We start from the raw sequence: 17,805 nt of genomic DNA on the forward strand, positions 1-17,805 counted from the left end.
ATGCGGTTTACCACATCAAATCGTCAGGGATTTTGAAGTCCGCGTACGGATCGTCTTCGTCCTGCTCTTCCTGACTTAGCGCGCTGTTTAACACGATGCTGTCGGCATCGCGCTGGGCAATTTTATCGGCCACCACCGCCGGAATAATCGCGTATTCACAGTCGCCGCTGGCGTTGATGACCAGACGGGCAATCGCCAGACGGCCATTAATCAGCTGAGCCTGGGTTTGCTTGTCGACGTCGATTTTTTTGATCAGATTGCCGTCGGTGAAGTTAAAGGTGATATTACCTTTCGCCACGGTGATGCGGTTCATCTCAATCAGCTGCTTCACCTGTGCTTTAAACTCTTTCGCCAGCACGGCCTGCTTCTGCTGTTCGCTCAGCAGCTTGTCGCGCTCGATCTGTGCCTTTTTGTTCTCTTCTACCGCTTCCCGGGCCTCACGCGCCTGAACGCGTGATTTCTTTGCCGTGCGCTGCACTTTTGCCGCTTTTTTGCTGCTGACCAGGCCCGCTTTCAGCATCTGCTCTTGTAAGGTGAGTTTTGTCATGATTGTTTCTAAACCGGTTGGAAATTTTGGCGATTATAGCGGGAATTGCGGAAAGTGTGCCAGAGAAGTAGGCATGGCGCTTTGTCGCCTGAGTCTTGTTTATTATTTATTCAGCGTTTTCTAACGTTATAGCCGCAAGAGTGATTAAAAATTGTCAGGTCATTTTCTTAAAAAAAATGAGCAGTTCGTGAATATGATGCGGATTGAATAATTGCGATCGCTTCAGGCGTAGGCTGTTTTTTCTTATTAAGAGAATGAAAAAAAATATGCCCTTAAAAGGAACAATGATGCTTAACGATAAGGATTCCGCATGTTTCGACTCTACCGGTCACATGATTTAACACGGCAATTAAACCCTGAAGATTTTCAATACATTCTTACTCCAGCAGGTTCACTGAAAGAGGCGTGTAAACATTATGATCTGTCTTATGAAGCAAACGGTCATAGCCTCTCTTTTGGTCTTCCCAAAAGAAAATACAGAATATCTCCACATCAAAGACCCTATGAACGAAGGCAATGCAGCTACGCAGATCCCATTTATGATCAAGTAGAACGCGAACTTCAAATTGGCTGGCTTGTTGGAGTAGATACCTCCAGGCGCTGGAGCAGCGACCGGAACCCGTTTTATATCGACAATAACGGCGAGCTAATTTTTACCCCTACTTCCTCATCGTGGCATGCATGGTATAAGGACGAAATCATGAGCGCTTACCGGCACGTTATTGCCGATCGGCAAGGCAGGAAGCCTGCTCCCACTCAACGGATGCATTATGATTATTACGGGCCAACAACTTCACCGTCGGGGAAAACGCTGAATAGTAAAGCTGTTGGTCGACTGCTCGCCGCTGGTGGGGTGTATAACGGCAATATTGAAGCTTTTCATGAAACCGCACAGCAGCTTGGTGGGGATGCTCCAGCGGGTTACGATCAAATCATGAACAACAAAGGGTTAATGATTACGGGTGCCTCCATTGCAGCAGGATTGACAATTGGCAGGTTGAACCCTTTAAGCGAAATAGACGAAATATCGGGTCTCAGTAAGATACCAGCACTTGAAAACCCATATGTAAAAGGTTTCACCTCTGAGAATGGTACATTAGTGAATGCTGAACACGCCGTTATCGACCCAAAAAAACTCGCGGCTTATGCTTTAGATTCAACACATCCTACAGGGGGGCACAAAGCCAGGGTATTTGAATCAGCGCTGGGATACAACCCAACTAATGCAGATGTTTTAGCCGCAAGAATTCAGGAAGGCGTATTATCGGCCCCAGCAAAAGTGTTGCAGGCAAATAATTACGGCCAAACAATGGCTGTCGATATGTCCATTTTAGGCGTCAATGATGAAACAGCGATCGTGCGTACAGGTTGGATGTATGAAACAGACGCGTTAGTTCCTCGCCTGACAACCATATTCGTTAAATGAGAAAATACAAATGAAAAGAGCCGAATTAGACGTAGTGGTTTTAGGCGAGGATTTACCGGATGAAGGACTGGTAAAAGGGACTATTGGTACCATTGTTATGGTTTTCGACACCCCTACGCGTGGCTATCTTGTCGAGTTTTGCGATGAGGAAGGAAGAACAATCGCAATGCCTGCTTTGCTTCCTGCTCAACTAAAGAGTTATTTCACTCCAGGTATCCTTAAAACACTGCTGGTTGACAATCATTTCCCGGTAGCCAACCCAGTAGATCATGACGTAATGACAGACTTGATGTACAAAGCCGCCCCTGCTGAATGGGATGCTCAGAAGAGAAGAGTTTACGAGGATATCCAACGCCTGATGGTTAACCGGCTGGACTACTCTGGTATGTTCGAAATCATGGATGGCCTTGAGTATAACGGTTTGATGCTGTACAGCCTGGTGCAGGCGGAGAACGGTGTACCCGTATGGTCGAATATCTACATTCGTAACTTTGAAATACGTGACAACGAAAGCTATGTTGATCCGAACCTTACTGACAAGGTAATCATTGGTGAAGATGGTATGACCGTGTTTGCCTACAACTTCACAGATGACTGTTTCGAGATCCGTGATAAAGCATCAATGGATTATGCCATTGAAACACATGCTAACCTCAGCGAATTGTTGTCCACGCTGATTGATACGTTGAGCTGAAATCCGCAACATCAATTGCTGGTTGTATTTTCAACCAGCCTATTGGATCGCATTAATAAGGAGGTATAACGAAAGCATTCCGATACCTCTTCTCTCACTGCCCTCTCCAGCCTGTGCGCAACACTGTTCATGAACTTCGCTCATGTTGCATTGAAATTAAGTCACTTCCCCTGCGCCACGGGCTCAGGCATAAATTATGCATCGGTAACTTCTTAGCAACATGAACTTAGGATGCATAACCACAATGAGCAAAGCTTTCACATATACCCTTAAGCGCAGTTGCTTCGATGAGAATTACAACCCGTCAGAAAATACGCGTACGACCACCAACTTTGCCAACCTGGCGCGCGGGGAAAAGCGTCAGGAAAACCTGCGCAATACGCTGGTGATGATCAACAACCGCTTTAACGCCCTGGCGCGCTGGGATAACCCAACCGCCGATCGCTACGCGGTTGAGCTGGAAATCATCTCTGTCGATTTGAACATTGGCGCGGAAAAACCGTTCCCGGCCATTGAGATATTGCAAACCACGATTGTCGACAAAAAAAATAACAAGCGTATCCCTGGCATCGTCGGAAATAACTTCTCTTCTTACGTGCGGGATTATGATTTCAGCGTGCGCCTGCTGGAACACAACAAGAACCAGCAGCACTTCAGCATTCCGGAAAAGTTTGGCGAACTGCACGGCAATATTTTCCGCCACTTTGTGAGCTCGCCGGAATACAAAGAGAACTTCAGCAAGGGTCCGGTGATCTGCCTGAGCGTCTCCAGCAAAGACACCTATCGCCGCAACGGTAACCAGCATCCTGTGCTGGGCGTTGAGTATCAGCCGGATGGCGAGTCGCTAACGGAACAGTACTTCGCGAAGATGGGCCTGCAGGTTCGCTATTTCATGCCGGAAAACAGCGTGGCGCCTTTCGCGTTCTTCTTTACAGGGGATTTGCTGAGTGACTACACCGATCTGGAGCTGATTGCCACCATCAGCACGATGGAGACGTTCCAGAAAATCTATCGCCCGGAAATTTATAACGCAAACTCGGCGGCGGGACTGTGCTACCGACCGGATCTGAACCAGCAGGATCACTCCTTAACCAAAATTGTTTATGACCGGGAAGAGCGTAGCCGACTGGCGATTGAACAGGGTCGCTTTACCGAAGCGTACTTTATTAAGCCTTACCAACACATTCTTGAGCAGTGGTCTGATAACTACACGCTTTAATTCATCAAAAAAGGTCTTTTATTATGAAAACATTGCTCCCGACTTCTACGGCTGGCAGCCTGCCTAAGCCGACCTGGCTTGCACAACCTGAAACGCTGTGGTCGCCCTGGAAATTACAGGATCAGGAACTCCTGGCGGGTATACAGGACGCGCTGCGCCTGTCTCTGGATGAGCAGATCCGCGCGGGTATCGATATCGTCAGCGACGGAGAACAGACCCGCCAGCACTTCGTCACCACCTTTATTGAACACCTGAGCGGCGTGGATTTTGAAAATCGCCAGACGGTGCGCATTCGTAACCGCTACGACGCCAGCGTGCCGACCGTGGTTTCAGCCGTTGCGCGTCAGAAACCGGTATTCGTGGACGATGCGAAATACCTGCGTCAGCTCACGGACAAGCCGATCAAATGGGCCCTGCCCGGGCCGATGACCATGATCGACACCCTTTACGACGCGCACTATAAAAGCCGCGAAAAGCTGGCCTGGGAATTCGCCAAAATCCTCAATCAGGAAGCGCGTGAGTTAGAGGCCGCGGGCGTGGATATTATCCAGTTTGATGAACCGGCATTTAACGTCTTTTTTGACGAGGTGAACGACTGGGGTATCGCCGCGCTGGAGCGCGCCATTGAAGGGCTGAAGTGCGAAACCGCGGTACACATCTGCTACGGCTACGGCATCAAAGCCAATACCGACTGGAAAAAGACGCTCGGCTCAGAGTGGCGCCAGTACGAAGAGGCCTTCCCTAAGCTGCAGACCTCTAATATCGACATTATCTCCCTGGAGTGCCACAACTCCCGCGTGCCGATGGATCTGCTGGAGCTGATCCGCGGTAAAAAGGTGATGGTCGGCGCGATTGATGTGGCAACCAACGCCGTTGAAACGCCGGAGGAAGTCGCCGATACGCTGCGTAAAGCGCTGCAGTTCGTCGATGCCGACAAGCTTTACCCGTCAACCAACTGCGGCATGGCTCCGCTTTCACGTCAGGTGGCTAACGGCAAGCTGAAAGCGCTCAGCGCCGGCGCAGAGATTATCCGCAAGGAGCTCGGCGCGTAATCCCTTACGTTTGCCAGTAGAGCGGCGTACCGAAAAACGCCACGTAATAATCAATCACCGCCCTGACGTTCAGGGGCGGATGACGTGCGTTAGGATAGATCGCCGCAATATTGAGTTGCTCCGTGTTGATGGCGCACGCCATTTCCGGCAAAAGGGCGACCAGCTCCCCCCGCTTCAGCCTGTCGCCAATCAGCCAGTCCGGAAACAGGACGATCCCCATCCCACCCAGCGCGGCAATGAGCAGCGACTCCGCATTATTGGACGTCATCAGCGGCGCGACGGGATAATGCACCCAATTCTCCCCTTTGCGACGCACGAGCCAGCGGTTAGGCCCGGACGAACCGCGGTAGACCAGACATTTGTGCTGGCTCAGTTCGGTCGGGTCGGCCGGGACGCCGTGTTGACGCAGATACGCAGGCGACGCGGCGAGGTGGTAGCGCTGCTGCCCAAAAACACGGGCGTGGAACGTCGAATCCGTCAGCGTGCCGATGCGGAAGATGAGATCGGCGGCATCCCGGTGCGGGTCGATAAAGTCATCGGTCAGCGTCAGCTCAATGGTTAACCGTGGATAACGCTCGGCCAGACCTGCCAGTCCGGGCGCAACGTGTCTCTGTCCAAAAAATACCGGCCCGTTTATGCGGACCGTGCCGGAGGGTTCGGTCGAACGTTCATCCAGCTCACGACGCGCCTCTTCGAAGTTATCGACCATCGCCCGGGCATAGCGGATAAACAGATGCCCGCTTTCCGTGGGGATCACCGCACGGGTATTGCGATAGAACAGCTGCTGGCCGAGCGCGTCCTCAAGCTGATGAACAATGCGCGACACCTGCGAGGCGGATATTCCCTCTCGTCGCGCGACGACGGAAAAGTTCTGCGTTTCATAGACGGCAATAAACAGCAGCAGTGAGCGAAGGTTTATGCTTCCGGCATCTGACATTAATGCATTTCCTGCAAAGGTGTTTCCTGCAGTATGGCATTTTTCTCACGGGTCTACCGACGTAATCTTCTTCGCCTGAAAACGGAGGAAGCGTAATGCAGTTTGTTTTGATTTTACTGGTGATTGCCGGCGGGATGGGCCTCTCCGTCGAGGCGGGGCTACTGGGGCCATTAGGGGGAGAAGTGGGCGATTTATGGGCGACGTTCAGCATTTTTGGCGTCGGCGCCGCGCTGACGTTTCTGCTGATGCTGTTTTTCAGCCCGCGTAACAGCCCGTCGTTTTTCGCCCAGCCCGGCTGGCAGCTGCTCGGCGGCGTGCTTGGCCCTGTTTACGTGGTCATTCTGACGATCGCCACGCCGACCATCGGCATCGCTCTGACGATGATTGGCATTCTGGCTGGTCAGGTTTTTAAAAGCCTGATCATTGACCACTTTGGCCTGCTGGGTACACCGCACAGGAAGATAAACGCAAAACGTATCGTGGCGCTGGTTTTTATTATTGCGGCACTGGTTCTGGTCGCGCAGGGGTGATGATATGACGCTGATAATGATTCTCCTGGCCGTCTGCGGCGGCGCAACGCTGAGCATTCAGGCCGCGATTAACGGGCAGCTCGGCAGCAATGTCGGGGTATTTAAAAGCGCGTTTCTGACGTTTTCCGTCGGCGCGCTGATAACCGCCCTGCTCATTTTCTTCTTTGAACCGAAGCAGGCGGTCACGCTGCTGGACGTGCCGAAATGGCAGCTCATCGGGGCGATGTTCGGCGTGCCCTACATTGTGATCATGGTCGTGGCGGTGCAGCGCATCGGCACCGCCGTCGCCACGGTGGCGGTGATATTCGGCCAGCTCGCCATGAGTATGTTGATTGATAACTTTGGCTGGCTGGGCAATCCCGCCATTCCGTTTTCACCGAGCCGTCTGAGCGCGGTGGTGTGCCTGGGGATTGCCCTGGCCTTTATATACTCGGGAAGCAAATCCCGCGCCGAAAGCTAAAAAATATTGAGGAACATAGAGTGTACCGAATGACCACAGCCGCCCTATGTTCCCCTCACCCTAACCCTCTCCCCATAGGGGCGAGGGGATAGTTCACTGCTCGCATCATCACTCTTTACGGGTAAAGAACAGCGTCACCGTGGCGACGGTGACGCCCAGCTTCTTCATCTCGGTTTTATTAAACAGATGCGTCTCATCCTGCAAATACATCCAGTCGTCGAAGTTCAGTAGCCAGGGGCTGCCGTTAGCCTTCACGTTCATGCTGTAATGCCAGTTAAAGGCGTTGCCTGCGGCCTGCCCCATGGCAACCCCTTCAATGTCCCCTGCCGTTCCCTCGTAGCGGTCGTTCCCCACGCGCCGGATGTGCCAGACCCGCTGCTGCTTCTCGCCATCGTCGTAGACGAAGTGCTCATTCAGCGTCAGCGTATCGCCGATAACGTCTCCGGCAATCTCAACGTGGAAACGGCGGATCTGCTTGCCGCTGCGATCCTGCACCATCCCCCACGCTTCGGTTTTGCCCTGGAAGTAGTGAAAGATATCAAGCCGCGGCTGCTGCTGGCGATACTCGGCCACCTCAGTGCTACAGCCCGCCAGCAGCATTGTGAATGCCAGCGCCATCATCAGGATACGTTTCATTTTTGGCCTCCGATTAACTGCTGACGCAGCTCAGGATATTGCGTGCGGGGATCGAGCCAGATGGCCAGAAAACGGGTGCTGAACGCTTCCGACTGGCGCGGTCCGAGTGGAATAAAGGATGTTTGCGCCGCTGACGCGCGATACCAGAACTGCCCCTGCTTTTCGTTGAGAACAAACGCCAGCTGTGAGCCCGGGCGGACATCCGGCCAAAGGGACCGGAGCATCCGCAGCCAGGCTTCGCTTTGCGGTTCCTGGGCCAGTATCCCCTGCGCCTGCCACTGGTCGCGGGTCGCCTCAACCAGTTCATCGCGATCGATGTCCCGCGCATAGGTAATAATGAGCGCCTGATCCTGGTCCCGGCTGTAACGGCCGTCCGGGGTGCGCAGCTGGGAGGTGTAGACGGTGAAAGGTCCCCAGGTGAGCGTGGCGTCACCCACCTTCCGCCAGGCAAGCCAGTCGGCGGCCTGCGCAACCGGAACAACCAGCGTCAGCCAAAGCAGCAAAACCACAGATCTCATTTTTGTCTCCCCATCAGCAGGTGGAAAAACAGCATCAACACCAGCCAGCCCGGCGCCATCCAGCTGACGACGATAAAGGTCGGTTCCAGAAACGTGATGCCCCCCAGCCGCTCTCCGAACAGGTAGGCCACCGGCCCGCCCACGGCGGCCAGCAGGGTCAGCAGCCAGCCGGGTAGCGTGGTGGTGCGCGTCAGCTGCGTCCAGACCGTGGCAAACATCAGCCACAGTGCCACCATCCATAACGGCATCAGGGACTCGCCCGTAAAGGCAATCAGCCCGGTCAGGGCCCAGAGTGCGTCCAGCAGACTGCCCGCCGCGGCCAGCCCAATGGCGTAAAACCGGTAAGCAGGCGGCAAGAGCAGGCACGCCAGGATCGCCAGCGCGAGCCAGATAATCAGGCCCTGTTCGCGAAAGAGCACCACCAGCGCCCAGTAGAGATCGAACGCGACGGCGAGCAGGAAGACCTGAAGGTAACGTCTCATACGCGCTCGGCGGTCAGCTGCACCACGCTGATGGTGCGAGCGTTAAACCCGGCCTCACAGTAGCCAAAGTAGTACAGCCACATGCGGCGGAACCGTTCATCGAAGCCGAGCTTTTCAATCTCCTGCCAGGCGTGGACAAAGCGCTGCCGCCAGTGGGCCAGCGTGCGGGCGTAGTCGGGGCCCATGTCGAAAAGATTGCGCACCACGAAATCGGTGTGGCGCGTCATCAGCTCGTTCATCGCGGTAATGCTCGGCAGGAAGCCGCCGGGAAAAATGTAGCGCTGGATAAAATCGACGCTTTTGCTGTAGTCGCGATAGCGCTGGTCCTGAATGGTAATGGCCTGAATCGCCATCCGTCCTCCGGGGCGCAGCCGCGCCTGGCAGGTGCGGAAAAACGTGGGCAGATAGCGTTGCCCGACGGCTTCAATCATCTCAATTGAGACCAGCTTGTCGTACTGTCCGGTGAGGTCGCGATAGTCGCAGAGCAGTACCTCAACGCGATCCTGCAACCCGGCGCGGGCGATCCGCTCGGTCGCCCAGCTATATTGCTCCTGCGACAGCGTGGTGGTCGTTACCCGACAGCCGTAATGACGCGCCGCGTATTCCGCCATCGCGCCCCAGCCGGTGCCTATTTCCAGCAGGTGGTCACCCGGGTTTAGCGCCAGCTGATCACACAGCCGTGCCATTTTGGCCCGCTGAGCCGCCGTGAGATCCTGCTCGTCACCAGTAAACAGCGCGCTGGAATAGAGCAGCTCCTTATCCAGAAAATGGGCATAAAAGGTATTGCCCAGATCGTAATGGGCGGCAATATTTTCGCGCGCTTGCATGCGGGAGTTACGCCGGGTCCAGTGGCGTATCCGCTCCAGCGGCCTGCCGAGCAGACGGAACCCGTTTTCCAGACGGCCAAGCACCTCGCCGTTGAGCGCGAGCAGCTCCAGAAGCGGCGTAAGGTGCGCAGTTTCCCATTCGCCGTCCATCCAGGCTTCTGCCGCAGCAAGGCTCCCGCCTGTTAACACGCGCCAGTAGACGCCGGGCGTGAGGATCTGCACGTCGGCGTGCAGCGCGGAGGATGTCTCGCCAAAATGAAAGGTCTGCGCCCCTTCACGCAGCGTGAGCGAGCCGCCGCGGATACCGCTTAACAGACGAAACAGCAGCCATCGCGCGATGCGGACGTTGCGCGGAATATCGGGTTCTAACGCAAAGACGGGATCGGTCATGAGCGTTCACTCCTGCTGACGGGATGGTTATACAGCGGCACGCGCTTGAGCCACAGGCGCAGCGCCTGCCAGTAAATGGCAAAAACGGTTTTCAGGGTCATGAGCGGAATGCGCAGCAACAGCGAGCGCAGCGCGGAGCGCGTCAAAGGCTCCCGGCGCAGCGCCAGCGTGGCGTCAAAAACCTTCGCTTCCTGATGATTTTCAATGTGCATATGCAGCGTGTTATCCGGGTCGTTAAAGCGCCAGTGGTAGATCATGTCCATCGGGTTGAAGGGGGAAACGTGAAACGCTTTTTCCGTCGGCTGCGCATCCTGTCCGTTGACGGCATAGTAATGACGTTCATTCCACGGCGTGTTGCGGACCTCCGCCAGCACCCAGCGCAGCGTTCCCTTCCCGTCGTAGCAGTAGTAAAAGTTGACCGGATTGAAATGAAAGCCGAAATAGCGCAGCTGCGTCAGGAGCATCACCCGCCCGTCCGGACGTTCCCCGGTCAGGCTCTCCAGCCTGCTGAGCACGTTCTCTTTAAGCGGCGTGCCGAGCGGATAGTCAGCGTCGTGGAACGATGCGCCGGCAAAGCGATTGCGCCGCACGCCGACTGACGGCAGCAGCGGCAGTTCATCGAGATCCAGCCAGGCCATAAAGACGCTGTAGCTGAATTCATGGGTTTTCGGCTGAAGGCGGCGGTGGCGTAATACGCCGTGGTAGAGGCAGCTGTTCATCTCAGTTCCCCTCTCCGGCCGCTATCGCGTTGACCACGTCCAGCGCGCTGCGCACGCCATCTTCATGAAAGCCGTTGTACCACCAGGCACCGCAGTACCAGCTCCGGTTATGACCGTTGATCTCGCCGCGCCGCGCCTGCGCCCGCCAGCTTTGCGGGTTAAACAGCGGATGTTCATAGACAAAGCGTTGCAGAACGAAGCGTTCATCCACCGGCGCGTCCGGGTTGAGGGTGACGCAGAATAGCGGACTGCCCGCAGGCAGCCCCTGCAGGATGTTCATGTTGTAGGTGACGCAGGCGCTGGCCTGCTCGTGAGCGCTCAGGCGGTAGTTCCAGCTGGCCCACGCGCGCCGCCGCTCCGGCAGCCAGCGCGGATCGCTGTGTAAAACGACCTCGTTGCGCTGCCAGCCGATATCGCCCAGCACCTCGCGCTCTGCGGGCGTCGGGTCATCAAGCATCGCCAGAGCGCTGGCGGAGTGGCAGGCAAAAATCACCCGATCGAAGGTATGGCTGCCGTTTTCAAGCTGAAGCGTAACCCCGTGCTCGTGGCGGCTCACCCGCTGCACCGGAGAATTGAGATGCAGATTCAGACGGTCGCCCAGCTTGTCGAGCATGGCGCGGATATACTCCCGCGAGCCGCCCGGCACCACGTACCACTGCGGGCGCTGGGTGATATCCAGCAGCCCGTGGTTCTGGAAGAAACGTAAGAAAAGCGGCAGCGGGAAACGCTTCATCTCCTGCAGCGACGAGGACCAGATGGCGGCCCCCATCGGCAGAATGTAGTGGCGCGCAAAAAACGGCGTGAAGCCGTGCTGTTCCAGAAACGTTTGCAGCGTGGCGTTCGGGTCCACCTCCCCGTCCAGCGCCTGTTTCGCCAGACGATTGAAGCGGACGATCTCCCCGAGCAGCCGCCAGAATGCCGGATTCACCAGGTTTCGGCGCTGGGCAAACAGCGACGTCAGGGTGTGTCCGTTGTACTCCAGCCCCGTCGCCGGGTTGTGCACCGAAAAGCTCATCTGCGTTTTTTGTCCACTGATGCCCAGCTCGCTGAGGAGGCCCATAAAGCGCGGATAGGTGCGATCGTTGTAAACGATAAACCCGGTATCGATCGCGTAGGTGCCCTGTGGCGTCGGGACGTCAACCGTTGCGGTATGGCCGCCGGGCGTGGCGCCCGCTTCAAACAGGGTCACCTGATGGTGCCCAGCCAGGCGCCAGGCGCAGGTCAGCCCGGCGATGCCGCTGCCGATAATCGCAATGTTCATGAACGCACCATCCTGCGCAGCAGCGCGCGCTGAAGAAACGCAGGCAGCCCGGAGAGCAACCGCAAAATAAAGCCAAACCCGTCAGGAAACGCGATATGCATTTTCCCTGCCGCCAGCCCGGTACGGATCGCCTTGACCGCCTCGTCGACGCTCACCCTGCCCGGCATGGCAAAATCGTTTTTGCGCGTCAGCGGCGTATCAACAAAGCCCGGCGAGACCACCGTGACGGCAATTCCTTTTGGCTCCCAGTCCAGGCGCAAACTCTCGGCAAACCAGCTCAGGGCCGCTTTGGACGCGCCGTAGGCCTCTGCCCGTGGGAAAGGTAGCCAGTGGGCCATGGAACTCACCAGCACTACGCGGTTGCCAGCCGTCAGCTGGGGCTGCAGCGCGTCAAGACAGTTCACCGGGCCGAGGAAATTTGTCGCCATAACCCGCTCCACCAGCGCCGCATCCACCACGCCTCCATCGAGATATTCGCAGGTACCGGCGCAGAGAATAATCAGATCGGCGTAGCTGCCGGTCAGCGCCTGGCGACAGGCGTCCCTGTCTGTCATATCGAACAGGCGAACGGTGAGATTGGGGCAGGTCTGATGCAGCGCTTCGAGACGCGCCGGATCGCGTCCGCAGGCAATCACGTGGTAGCCGTCTGCGGCAAAGGATTTCGCCAGCCCGGCGCCAATGCCCGAGCTTGCGCCGGTGATCAGTACCGTTTTCATGATTTGACCCTCCGCTTCACGCCGCGTACCGCCCAGCCCAGCAGAGGAAGGTGTTCGTAGATCATCTCTCCCGCATCGTAGTAGTCGCGCTGGTGCGTGATGAGATCGTTTTCCGTGTTCACCACCGAACACCCCGGCAGTTCGAGCGGCTCTCCCCCGGCAATGCGCGGATGCGACCAGTGCATTACCCAGGTCACAGCAAACCGGTTTCCGCTGCACAGCGGCGTATCGATGGTAAAACGGCAATGCTCGACGTTGGCCAGCAGATGGGTGAAATAGCGCTGAAGCGCGAAAATCCCGTCATGCTCGCCAAACGGATCGATAAGCGTGGCATTCGAATGGTAAAGCCCCACCAGCGCGGACGGCGGCTGGCTATCCAGTGCGGCGTAGTACTCAACAAACCGACTCACGACAGAGGGCAAAGTGCTCATGGGTCACATCCTGGCTGTAAACAACGTGGCGTAATCGCATAATTATAACTTACACAATTAACGTTATTTGTCCAAGTTTGTGATGGTTTATTTTTTATTTTAACTATATATCAATAACTTAATAAAATTAAAAAAGTGAGTTTTGTAGACCGGGTAAGGAGTGGCCGCCACCCGACTTTAACTTTCAGGATTTCCTTAAGGCAAACTCGCCGGTCTTCTTCCAGGCTTATCCTTTTTATTCATAAGGATGCCTGCATGAAACGTTTCTTTCTCTCCCTATTCTCAAGCCCGGAATCCTTACTGCAGGTGATGAGCCAGCAGGAAATCATAGAAGCCGTCGAAGATGGCGACCGCATCATTATCGACCAGGATGGGAACGCCTCGGTGAACTACAAAAGCAACGAGGTGCGGCAGGATTTTCTGCGTCACGTCAACATGCTGAAGAGGGCCTGACATGGGAACGGCGATATTTATGGTGCTGATGGTATGCGGGTACTGGTACACCAGCCGCGATCTCTCAACACGCTTTAAAATCAAGCGCTCCTTTGGCTGGGACGTCTATTTTCTTGTGGCGCTGTACGGCTGTATTTTCGTTCTGCAGGGCGTGATTGCCACCGGTCTGCTCTGGCTGCTCCTGCTCGCTCTTTCTGCAGCCAACAACGCTTTTCACTTTGCCTCGCCGAAATATACCGACTGGCAAATCGACTTTATGAACTGGAGCTTTTTAGGCATTCAGGCGCCGGTGGTCGTGATGCTGGCGTTTGCCATCCTGTTTTGCCTCTACCGCTCTAACTGGGCAGGCAGCGCCAGGCTGGACGGCGAAAGCCGGAAAAAGCTCTACAAACGTCTGGCGCAGTCGAGCGGTATTGAACAGCTGCTGTATCAGTGTATGGAGCAAGGGGAACTGGCGCAGGTTACGCTGCGGTCGAGGCGGATTTACGTCGGCATGATCCACACCGCGACGCTGGAATATGAAAAAACGGCCAATATCGTGCTGATCCCGATGTTAAGCGGGTACAGAGATGCGAAGACGATGAACTTTCGAATCGAGAATAACTACAGCAAGTGGTATGCGGAGCATGACATCACGCTCGACTCCGAACCCCGCAGCGCCATGTCATTCCGGAAGGTGATTTTACTCAATCAGATTGAGAGCCTCTCGCTGTTCGATCCCGCCAGCGCCAGCGCGCTATCGCTGGCACAGCGCGACGAGAGCTCTCGCCCTAAAGAGACATCCCCATAATCCTAATTATGCTCTGCTGTGATGCGGTTTCGAAAAGGACGTTCTTAACGCAGAGCATGCCCTGCTTCTGGTAGAACCGGTACGCTCCCGCGTTCTGCTCAAGCACTTCCAGCCAGAGATAGTCTTTTCCCCTGCTCCGGGCCATGTCGGTGATGCTGTTGAACATCACCTGGCCATAGTTCTTGCCGGTCTCGGCGGGATCGAGGTAGAGCTTGTTGAGGAGAACGCCCTTCATGTCCGTTTCCGGGAGCAGGGCTTCCCAGGTCACTTTCATGAATCCCACTGGCCGATCGGTCTCGGCAACATACCAGGAAACAGCGTTATCTTTCAGGCTCTGTCCAAGTACGGAAAGCGCGTACTCGCCGTGCAGAAAGTCCTTCATCTCTGCCTCTGACACCCACAGATGCTGAAAATGGGCGGGGTAAATGCGGTATCCAAGTTCGCTTAAGAGCGTTGAATCGGCCCCGGTGGCCTGTCGAATTCGAAGCGTCATGGAAAGTCTCCCTGGTAATCACCCGCGTTGGGCATTTTGGTAGAGATCCCAGCGGTTGCCGTAAATATCTTCAAACACCACTACCGTACCGTACTCTTCCTCACGAGGCTCTTCGCAGAAATGGACGCCCTTGTCTTTCATGGCACGGTAATCGCGCCAAAAATCGTCCGTCTGGAGGAAGAGGAAAACTCTGCCGCCGCATTGATTGCCGATAAAGCTTTCCTGCCTCTCGTTAGAAGCGCGAGCCAGCAAAATGTTGCAGTTACTTTCCGGGTTGGGTGAGACGACCACCCAGCGTTTACCCGGTTGAGGCGTATCCTCTACGAGGGTAAAACCCAGCTTATCTGTGTAGTATTCAATGGCGCGATCGTAGTCATCAACCACAATAGCCACGCAGCCGAGGCATCGCTTCTGTGTTCTCATTTTTCGTTTCCTTTAGCCTAAATGGTTATGCTCAGCGCATTCCCACAGAATACGCGCGCATGAAAATATTTCACAGACTGATAAGTCTGCTAAGTCCGCTCCAGGTTCAGACACACCAAATCGGGTGGGTGAAAAACCTCATCCGATCGCGCTACTCTGCCTCTGATGAAGGGAGGATGGATGATAAAAAACATATGGAAATTATTTTGATGCGGCATGGAGAACCTCAGCACAGAGGTGAGCCAAAAGTGTCCTACAGGGAAATGGCGGAGTGGATCGAGAGCTATAACCGCTCTTCAACGGGCAGCGACAGGCCGCCTGAAATGGCTCAAATCCTCGCGTACCGCGCGCTCACGTTTCTCAGCAGCCCTCTCCCGCGAGCCCTCTCATCGTTGAAAACGCTGGGGTGTGAACCGGGCTTAATTGATGAGGTTTTTCGGGAAGCGGAACTGCCGGTATTTCGTATCCCCGGGTTACGGCTCTCGCCTTTTTACTGGGTGGCGCTGTTTCGCGTTCTTTGGCTCTGCGGCCTGTCTGGCGAGGCAGAGTGCGTAAGCATCGCTAAAAAACGTGCCGCTAAGGCGGCTGAGATCCTCGTGACGGCGGCTAAGGGCTCCGATGGCCCCGTCTTGCTCATGGGGCATGGGATCATCAACCGGTTTATTGCAAAGGAACTGATCGCATCAGGCTGGAAAGAACAGACTCGTACGGGTAAGGGGTACTGGGGAGCGGGTGTTTACAGCGTTGTGTAGCGGCACATGCGGAGCCGAGGGTTTTTAATCCTCGGCGCTCGGGTCATCGGGTCTGGCTAAGAATAATGCGATCGAACAGACGGTCACCCAACCAGACGCGCATGCCGATGAGCATCCTGGCATACTTGCCGGCTGCATAGCGTGTACGCGGATGCGGGCTTTTAACCGCGCGGGCAACCACGTCCGCAATCACTTTCGGGTCGCTGCCTCTGCCATTTCCATAAGCATTTTTGACCGAGTTAGCCACGTTCGCTACCAGATGACCGTAAGGGCCACTTGCTGAACGTTTGACAAAATTGCCGCTGACCACATCACCAAAGCCAGTCTCGATTAAACCCGGTTCAACAATCACAACCTTAATGCCAAATTCAGCCACTTCAAGACGCAGACAGTCAGACCATCCTTCGAGCGCATGTTTCGTTGCGTGGTACCAGGCTCCCAGAGGGGTGTAAATCTTCCCTCCTATAGAAGTGATGTTAATAATGTAACCACTGCGTCTGGCGCGCATGGCCGGGAGCAGCAGCTGCGTAAGGCGGGCTGCGCCAAACACGTTAACCTCAAACTGATAGCGAGCTTCATCAATACCGATCTCTTCTACCGGTCCATAAAGCCCAAAACCCGCATTGTTGACCAGGACGTCAACCCCACCCGTCTGCGACACGATGGTATCCACTGCAGCCAAAATGTCTTCATCACGTGAGATATCTATCCGCAGAGGGCGCGCGCCAAGCTGGGCGAGATCGTTCATTTTCTCAACGCTACGGGCAGCGGCATAAACCTGATAGCCATCCTGAATAAGACGACGGGCGATGACTTTGCCCATACCTGACGATGCACCGGTGACCAGCGCGGTTTTCTTGTCCTGAGTAAACATAAATACCTCGGTGAGTAGACTGTCGTTAGTTTGCCCTCCTTCGGCCCAACGTTAACTAGCGCATCGCGCCACATGACTCGCAAATTGCGCCATCAGAGCGATAAATACGCCCGTGTTTACTCATGACGCATGGCCATCCTGGCCGCTTCAGGGGTCTGGCCCGTCCAGGCCATAAATGCGCGATAGAATGAGTTAGGATCTTCGAACCCCAGCAAAAATGCGATCTCATACCCGGACAGGCGCGTATTGAGAAGATAATGACGGGCCAGGTGTTTACGACAGGCGTTGACGAGGTTACGAAAATTATCCCCTTCCTGCTCAAGCCTGCGCTGGAGTGTGCGTTTGCTCATTCCCAGGCGCTCCGCCGCTTTTTCAATTGTCGCTTCGTTACCGGGAATAAGTTCCAGGAGTACCGAACGCACGCGCTCGGCGGTCGAGGCCGTGTCATTTAACTGACCGAGACGACGCTGCAGTTCCGGTTCAAATACCTGCCACATCCCCTCATTTACCGTTAAAAAGGGCCGAAGCGCATCGGCTGCGGAAAAGCTGATGGCGGGCTGTTCTCCGTATTGCACGTCAGTACCAAAGAAACGAGAAAAGTGGCTGTTCTGAACCGCTGAGGGTAGCGCAGAAACGCAGATCCGTAAGGGGTTAACCCGTTCGCGGCTTCCCAGCCGCAGAAGCTTGAGCAGGAAACCCAACTCTGCCACCTGCAGAAACACCGGGAGATCCGTCGCAAAAAGCCAGCGCGGTGAAACGGTAAGGTTGCCGTTTTGGTCGACCGTTGTCTCCAGAACCATGGGGGCAATAAGCTGTTTATATCTGGCCAGACGCTGGACAGCCTGCATCATATTGCTACTACAGAGTGCGGCAAAAAGTGGCGGATCAAATATATCCGCAGAGATCGATTCAATAAGTGGTACGGGAAAGGCGGGATCGTTCGTTTCGGCCTCCAGCGCGTTCCAGAAGCGGATGTATTCATCCGTATCGAGTCCGCGCGTTTTTTGCAAAAAGGGATCGTCAGGTAATCCTGCCCTGCGGAGAATGCGTTCTGGCTCAAGCCCCGCGTCTTTCAGCAGCGTTTTCCAGCTTATATCGAGGGCGAAAGTACGGTTATAGGCCATTTGCTCATTCCCGGTGTGAAGGTTATTCAACGCTAAGTGTTGTTGCGTTGT

23 protein-coding genes are annotated in these 17,805 nt (G+C 55.2%); 9 read left to right on the top strand and 14 right to left on the bottom strand.

The genetic code is table 11. The annotated features are described in order from the left end of the window. Positions 1-7 precede the first annotated feature (7 nt). On the bottom strand, positions 8-547 hold the full coding sequence (locus tag QMN93_RS08030; RefSeq protein WP_023311631.1) for a DUF2058 domain-containing protein: 540 nt from the start codon (positions 545-547) through the stop codon (positions 8-10). 310 nt (positions 548-857) lie between these two features. Between QMN93_RS08030 and QMN93_RS08035 the strand changes: the two genes are divergently transcribed. The 4 genes from QMN93_RS08035 to QMN93_RS08050 all read left to right on the top strand — a co-directional run bounded on the left by QMN93_RS08035 (position 858) and on the right by QMN93_RS08050 (position 4,938). Further along, positions 858-1,973: a DUF6883 domain-containing protein gene (locus QMN93_RS08035; protein ID WP_193139211.1), complete on the top strand. Its 1,116-nt coding sequence runs from the start codon at positions 858-860 to the stop codon at positions 1,971-1,973. A gap of 10 nt (positions 1,974-1,983) precedes the next feature. Then, the gene (locus QMN93_RS08040) at positions 1,984-2,667 is read left to right on the top strand and encodes a YrhA family protein (protein WP_193139209.1); all 684 of its coding nucleotides are present in this window, start codon (positions 1,984-1,986) and stop codon (positions 2,665-2,667) included. A 244-nt stretch (positions 2,668-2,911) separates the two neighbouring features. Then, the gene (locus tag QMN93_RS08045; RefSeq protein WP_193139207.1) at positions 2,912-3,886 is read left to right on the top strand and encodes a DUF1852 domain-containing protein; all 975 of its coding nucleotides are present in this window, start codon (positions 2,912-2,914) and stop codon (positions 3,884-3,886) included. Positions 3,887-3,909: 23 nt separating this feature from the next. Further along, the gene (locus QMN93_RS08050) at positions 3,910-4,938 is read left to right on the top strand and encodes a methionine synthase (protein WP_193139206.1); all 1,029 of its coding nucleotides are present in this window, start codon (positions 3,910-3,912) and stop codon (positions 4,936-4,938) included. Positions 4,939-4,942: 4 nt separating this feature from the next. Here QMN93_RS08050 and QMN93_RS08055 read toward each other — a convergent pair whose 3' ends face one another. Further along, positions 4,943-5,875, bottom strand: a complete 933-nt coding sequence (locus QMN93_RS08055) for a LysR family transcriptional regulator (RefSeq protein ID WP_182383514.1) — start codon at positions 5,873-5,875, stop codon at positions 4,943-4,945. 95 nt (positions 5,876-5,970) lie between these two features. Here QMN93_RS08055 and QMN93_RS08060 point away from each other — a divergent pair, with 95 nt between their 5' ends. Then, a complete protein-coding gene (locus tag QMN93_RS08060) occupies positions 5,971-6,405 on the top strand; it encodes a DMT family transporter (RefSeq protein WP_032657293.1) in 435 nt (144 codons plus the stop codon). Between the two features lie 4 nt (positions 6,406-6,409). Beyond that, positions 6,410-6,865, top strand: coding sequence for a DMT family transporter (locus QMN93_RS08065; RefSeq protein WP_096151586.1), 456 nt, complete (start codon positions 6,410-6,412; stop codon positions 6,863-6,865). 108 nt (positions 6,866-6,973) lie between these two features. Here QMN93_RS08065 and QMN93_RS08070 read toward each other — a convergent pair whose 3' ends face one another. From QMN93_RS08070 to QMN93_RS08105, 8 genes are read right to left on the bottom strand one after another with little or no spacing between them, the layout of a single operon-like run. Further along, positions 6,974-7,501 carry a DUF3833 domain-containing protein gene (locus tag QMN93_RS08070; RefSeq protein WP_182383513.1) on the bottom strand — a complete coding sequence of 176 codons (528 nt, stop codon included), beginning with the start codon at positions 7,499-7,501 and terminating at the stop codon, positions 6,974-6,976. Continuing rightward, positions 7,498-8,019, bottom strand: coding sequence for a hypothetical protein (locus QMN93_RS08075; protein WP_182383512.1), 522 nt, complete (start codon positions 8,017-8,019; stop codon positions 7,498-7,500). Before QMN93_RS08075 ends, QMN93_RS08070 begins: the two co-directional genes overlap by 4 nt. Continuing rightward, positions 8,016-8,501 (bottom strand): DUF2878 domain-containing protein, encoded by a 486-nt coding sequence (locus tag QMN93_RS08080; RefSeq protein ID WP_032657304.1) that lies wholly within the window; start codon positions 8,499-8,501, stop codon positions 8,016-8,018. Before QMN93_RS08080 ends, QMN93_RS08075 begins: the two co-directional genes overlap by 4 nt. Next, on the bottom strand, positions 8,498-9,718 hold the full coding sequence (locus QMN93_RS08085) for a cyclopropane-fatty-acyl-phospholipid synthase family protein (protein WP_069302786.1): 1,221 nt from the start codon (positions 9,716-9,718) through the stop codon (positions 8,498-8,500). The genes QMN93_RS08080 and QMN93_RS08085 overlap by 4 nt, the downstream gene beginning before the upstream one ends. Further along, positions 9,715-10,437 carry a DUF1365 domain-containing protein gene (locus QMN93_RS08090; RefSeq protein ID WP_048981092.1) on the bottom strand — a complete coding sequence of 241 codons (723 nt, stop codon included), beginning with the start codon at positions 10,435-10,437 and terminating at the stop codon, positions 9,715-9,717. The genes QMN93_RS08085 and QMN93_RS08090 overlap by 4 nt, the downstream gene beginning before the upstream one ends. A 1-nt stretch (position 10,438) precedes the next feature. Further along, a complete protein-coding gene (locus tag QMN93_RS08095; protein WP_048981093.1) occupies positions 10,439-11,698 on the bottom strand; it encodes an NAD(P)/FAD-dependent oxidoreductase in 1,260 nt (419 codons plus the stop codon). Beyond that, positions 11,695-12,414: an SDR family NAD(P)-dependent oxidoreductase gene (locus QMN93_RS08100; protein WP_032657315.1), complete on the bottom strand. Its 720-nt coding sequence runs from the start codon at positions 12,412-12,414 to the stop codon at positions 11,695-11,697. The genes QMN93_RS08095 and QMN93_RS08100 overlap by 4 nt, the downstream gene beginning before the upstream one ends. After that, complete coding sequence (locus tag QMN93_RS08105; protein WP_048981095.1) at positions 12,411-12,845, bottom strand: nuclear transport factor 2 family protein; 435 nt, start codon at positions 12,843-12,845, stop codon at positions 12,411-12,413. Before QMN93_RS08105 ends, QMN93_RS08100 begins: the two co-directional genes overlap by 4 nt. A gap of 255 nt (positions 12,846-13,100) precedes the next feature. Here QMN93_RS08105 and QMN93_RS08110 point away from each other — a divergent pair, with 255 nt between their 5' ends. After that, positions 13,101-13,298, top strand: coding sequence for a hypothetical protein (locus QMN93_RS08110; protein ID WP_023311615.1), 198 nt, complete (start codon positions 13,101-13,103; stop codon positions 13,296-13,298). 1 nt (position 13,299) lies between these two features. Further along, on the top strand, positions 13,300-14,088 hold the full coding sequence (locus QMN93_RS08115; protein ID WP_029740578.1) for a hypothetical protein: 789 nt from the start codon (positions 13,300-13,302) through the stop codon (positions 14,086-14,088). Here the strand turns inward: QMN93_RS08115 and QMN93_RS08120 are convergent. Together QMN93_RS08120 and QMN93_RS08125 are read right to left on the bottom strand one after the other, a co-directional pair. Continuing rightward, positions 14,069-14,581: a GNAT family N-acetyltransferase gene (locus QMN93_RS08120; RefSeq protein ID WP_182383511.1), complete on the bottom strand. Its 513-nt coding sequence runs from the start codon at positions 14,579-14,581 to the stop codon at positions 14,069-14,071. The genes QMN93_RS08115 and QMN93_RS08120 overlap by 20 nt on opposite strands. Before the next feature lie 18 nt (positions 14,582-14,599). After that, a complete protein-coding gene (locus tag QMN93_RS08125; RefSeq protein WP_069302784.1) occupies positions 14,600-15,004 on the bottom strand; it encodes a VOC family protein in 405 nt (134 codons plus the stop codon). Positions 15,005-15,180: 176 nt separating this feature from the next. Here QMN93_RS08125 and QMN93_RS08130 point away from each other — a divergent pair, with 176 nt between their 5' ends. Further along, complete coding sequence (locus QMN93_RS08130; RefSeq protein WP_226852637.1) at positions 15,181-15,756, top strand: histidine phosphatase family protein; 576 nt, start codon at positions 15,181-15,183, stop codon at positions 15,754-15,756. Positions 15,757-15,799: 43 nt separating this feature from the next. On the opposite strand, the gene QMN93_RS08135 is transcribed toward QMN93_RS08130, so the two are convergent. Together QMN93_RS08135 and QMN93_RS08140 are read right to left on the bottom strand one after the other, a co-directional pair. Next, positions 15,800-16,630: an oxidoreductase gene (locus QMN93_RS08135; protein WP_048977872.1), complete on the bottom strand. Its 831-nt coding sequence runs from the start codon at positions 16,628-16,630 to the stop codon at positions 15,800-15,802. 116 nt (positions 16,631-16,746) lie between these two features. Then, positions 16,747-17,754, bottom strand: a complete 1,008-nt coding sequence (locus QMN93_RS08140) for an AraC family transcriptional regulator (RefSeq protein WP_182383510.1) — start codon at positions 17,752-17,754, stop codon at positions 16,747-16,749. Positions 17,755-17,805 lie beyond the last annotated feature (51 nt).

It is taken from the genome of Enterobacter sp. R-1.6.2, from assembly GCF_035064085.1.
GTDB lineage: Bacteria > Pseudomonadota > Gammaproteobacteria > Enterobacterales > Enterobacteriaceae > Enterobacter > Enterobacter asburiae_B.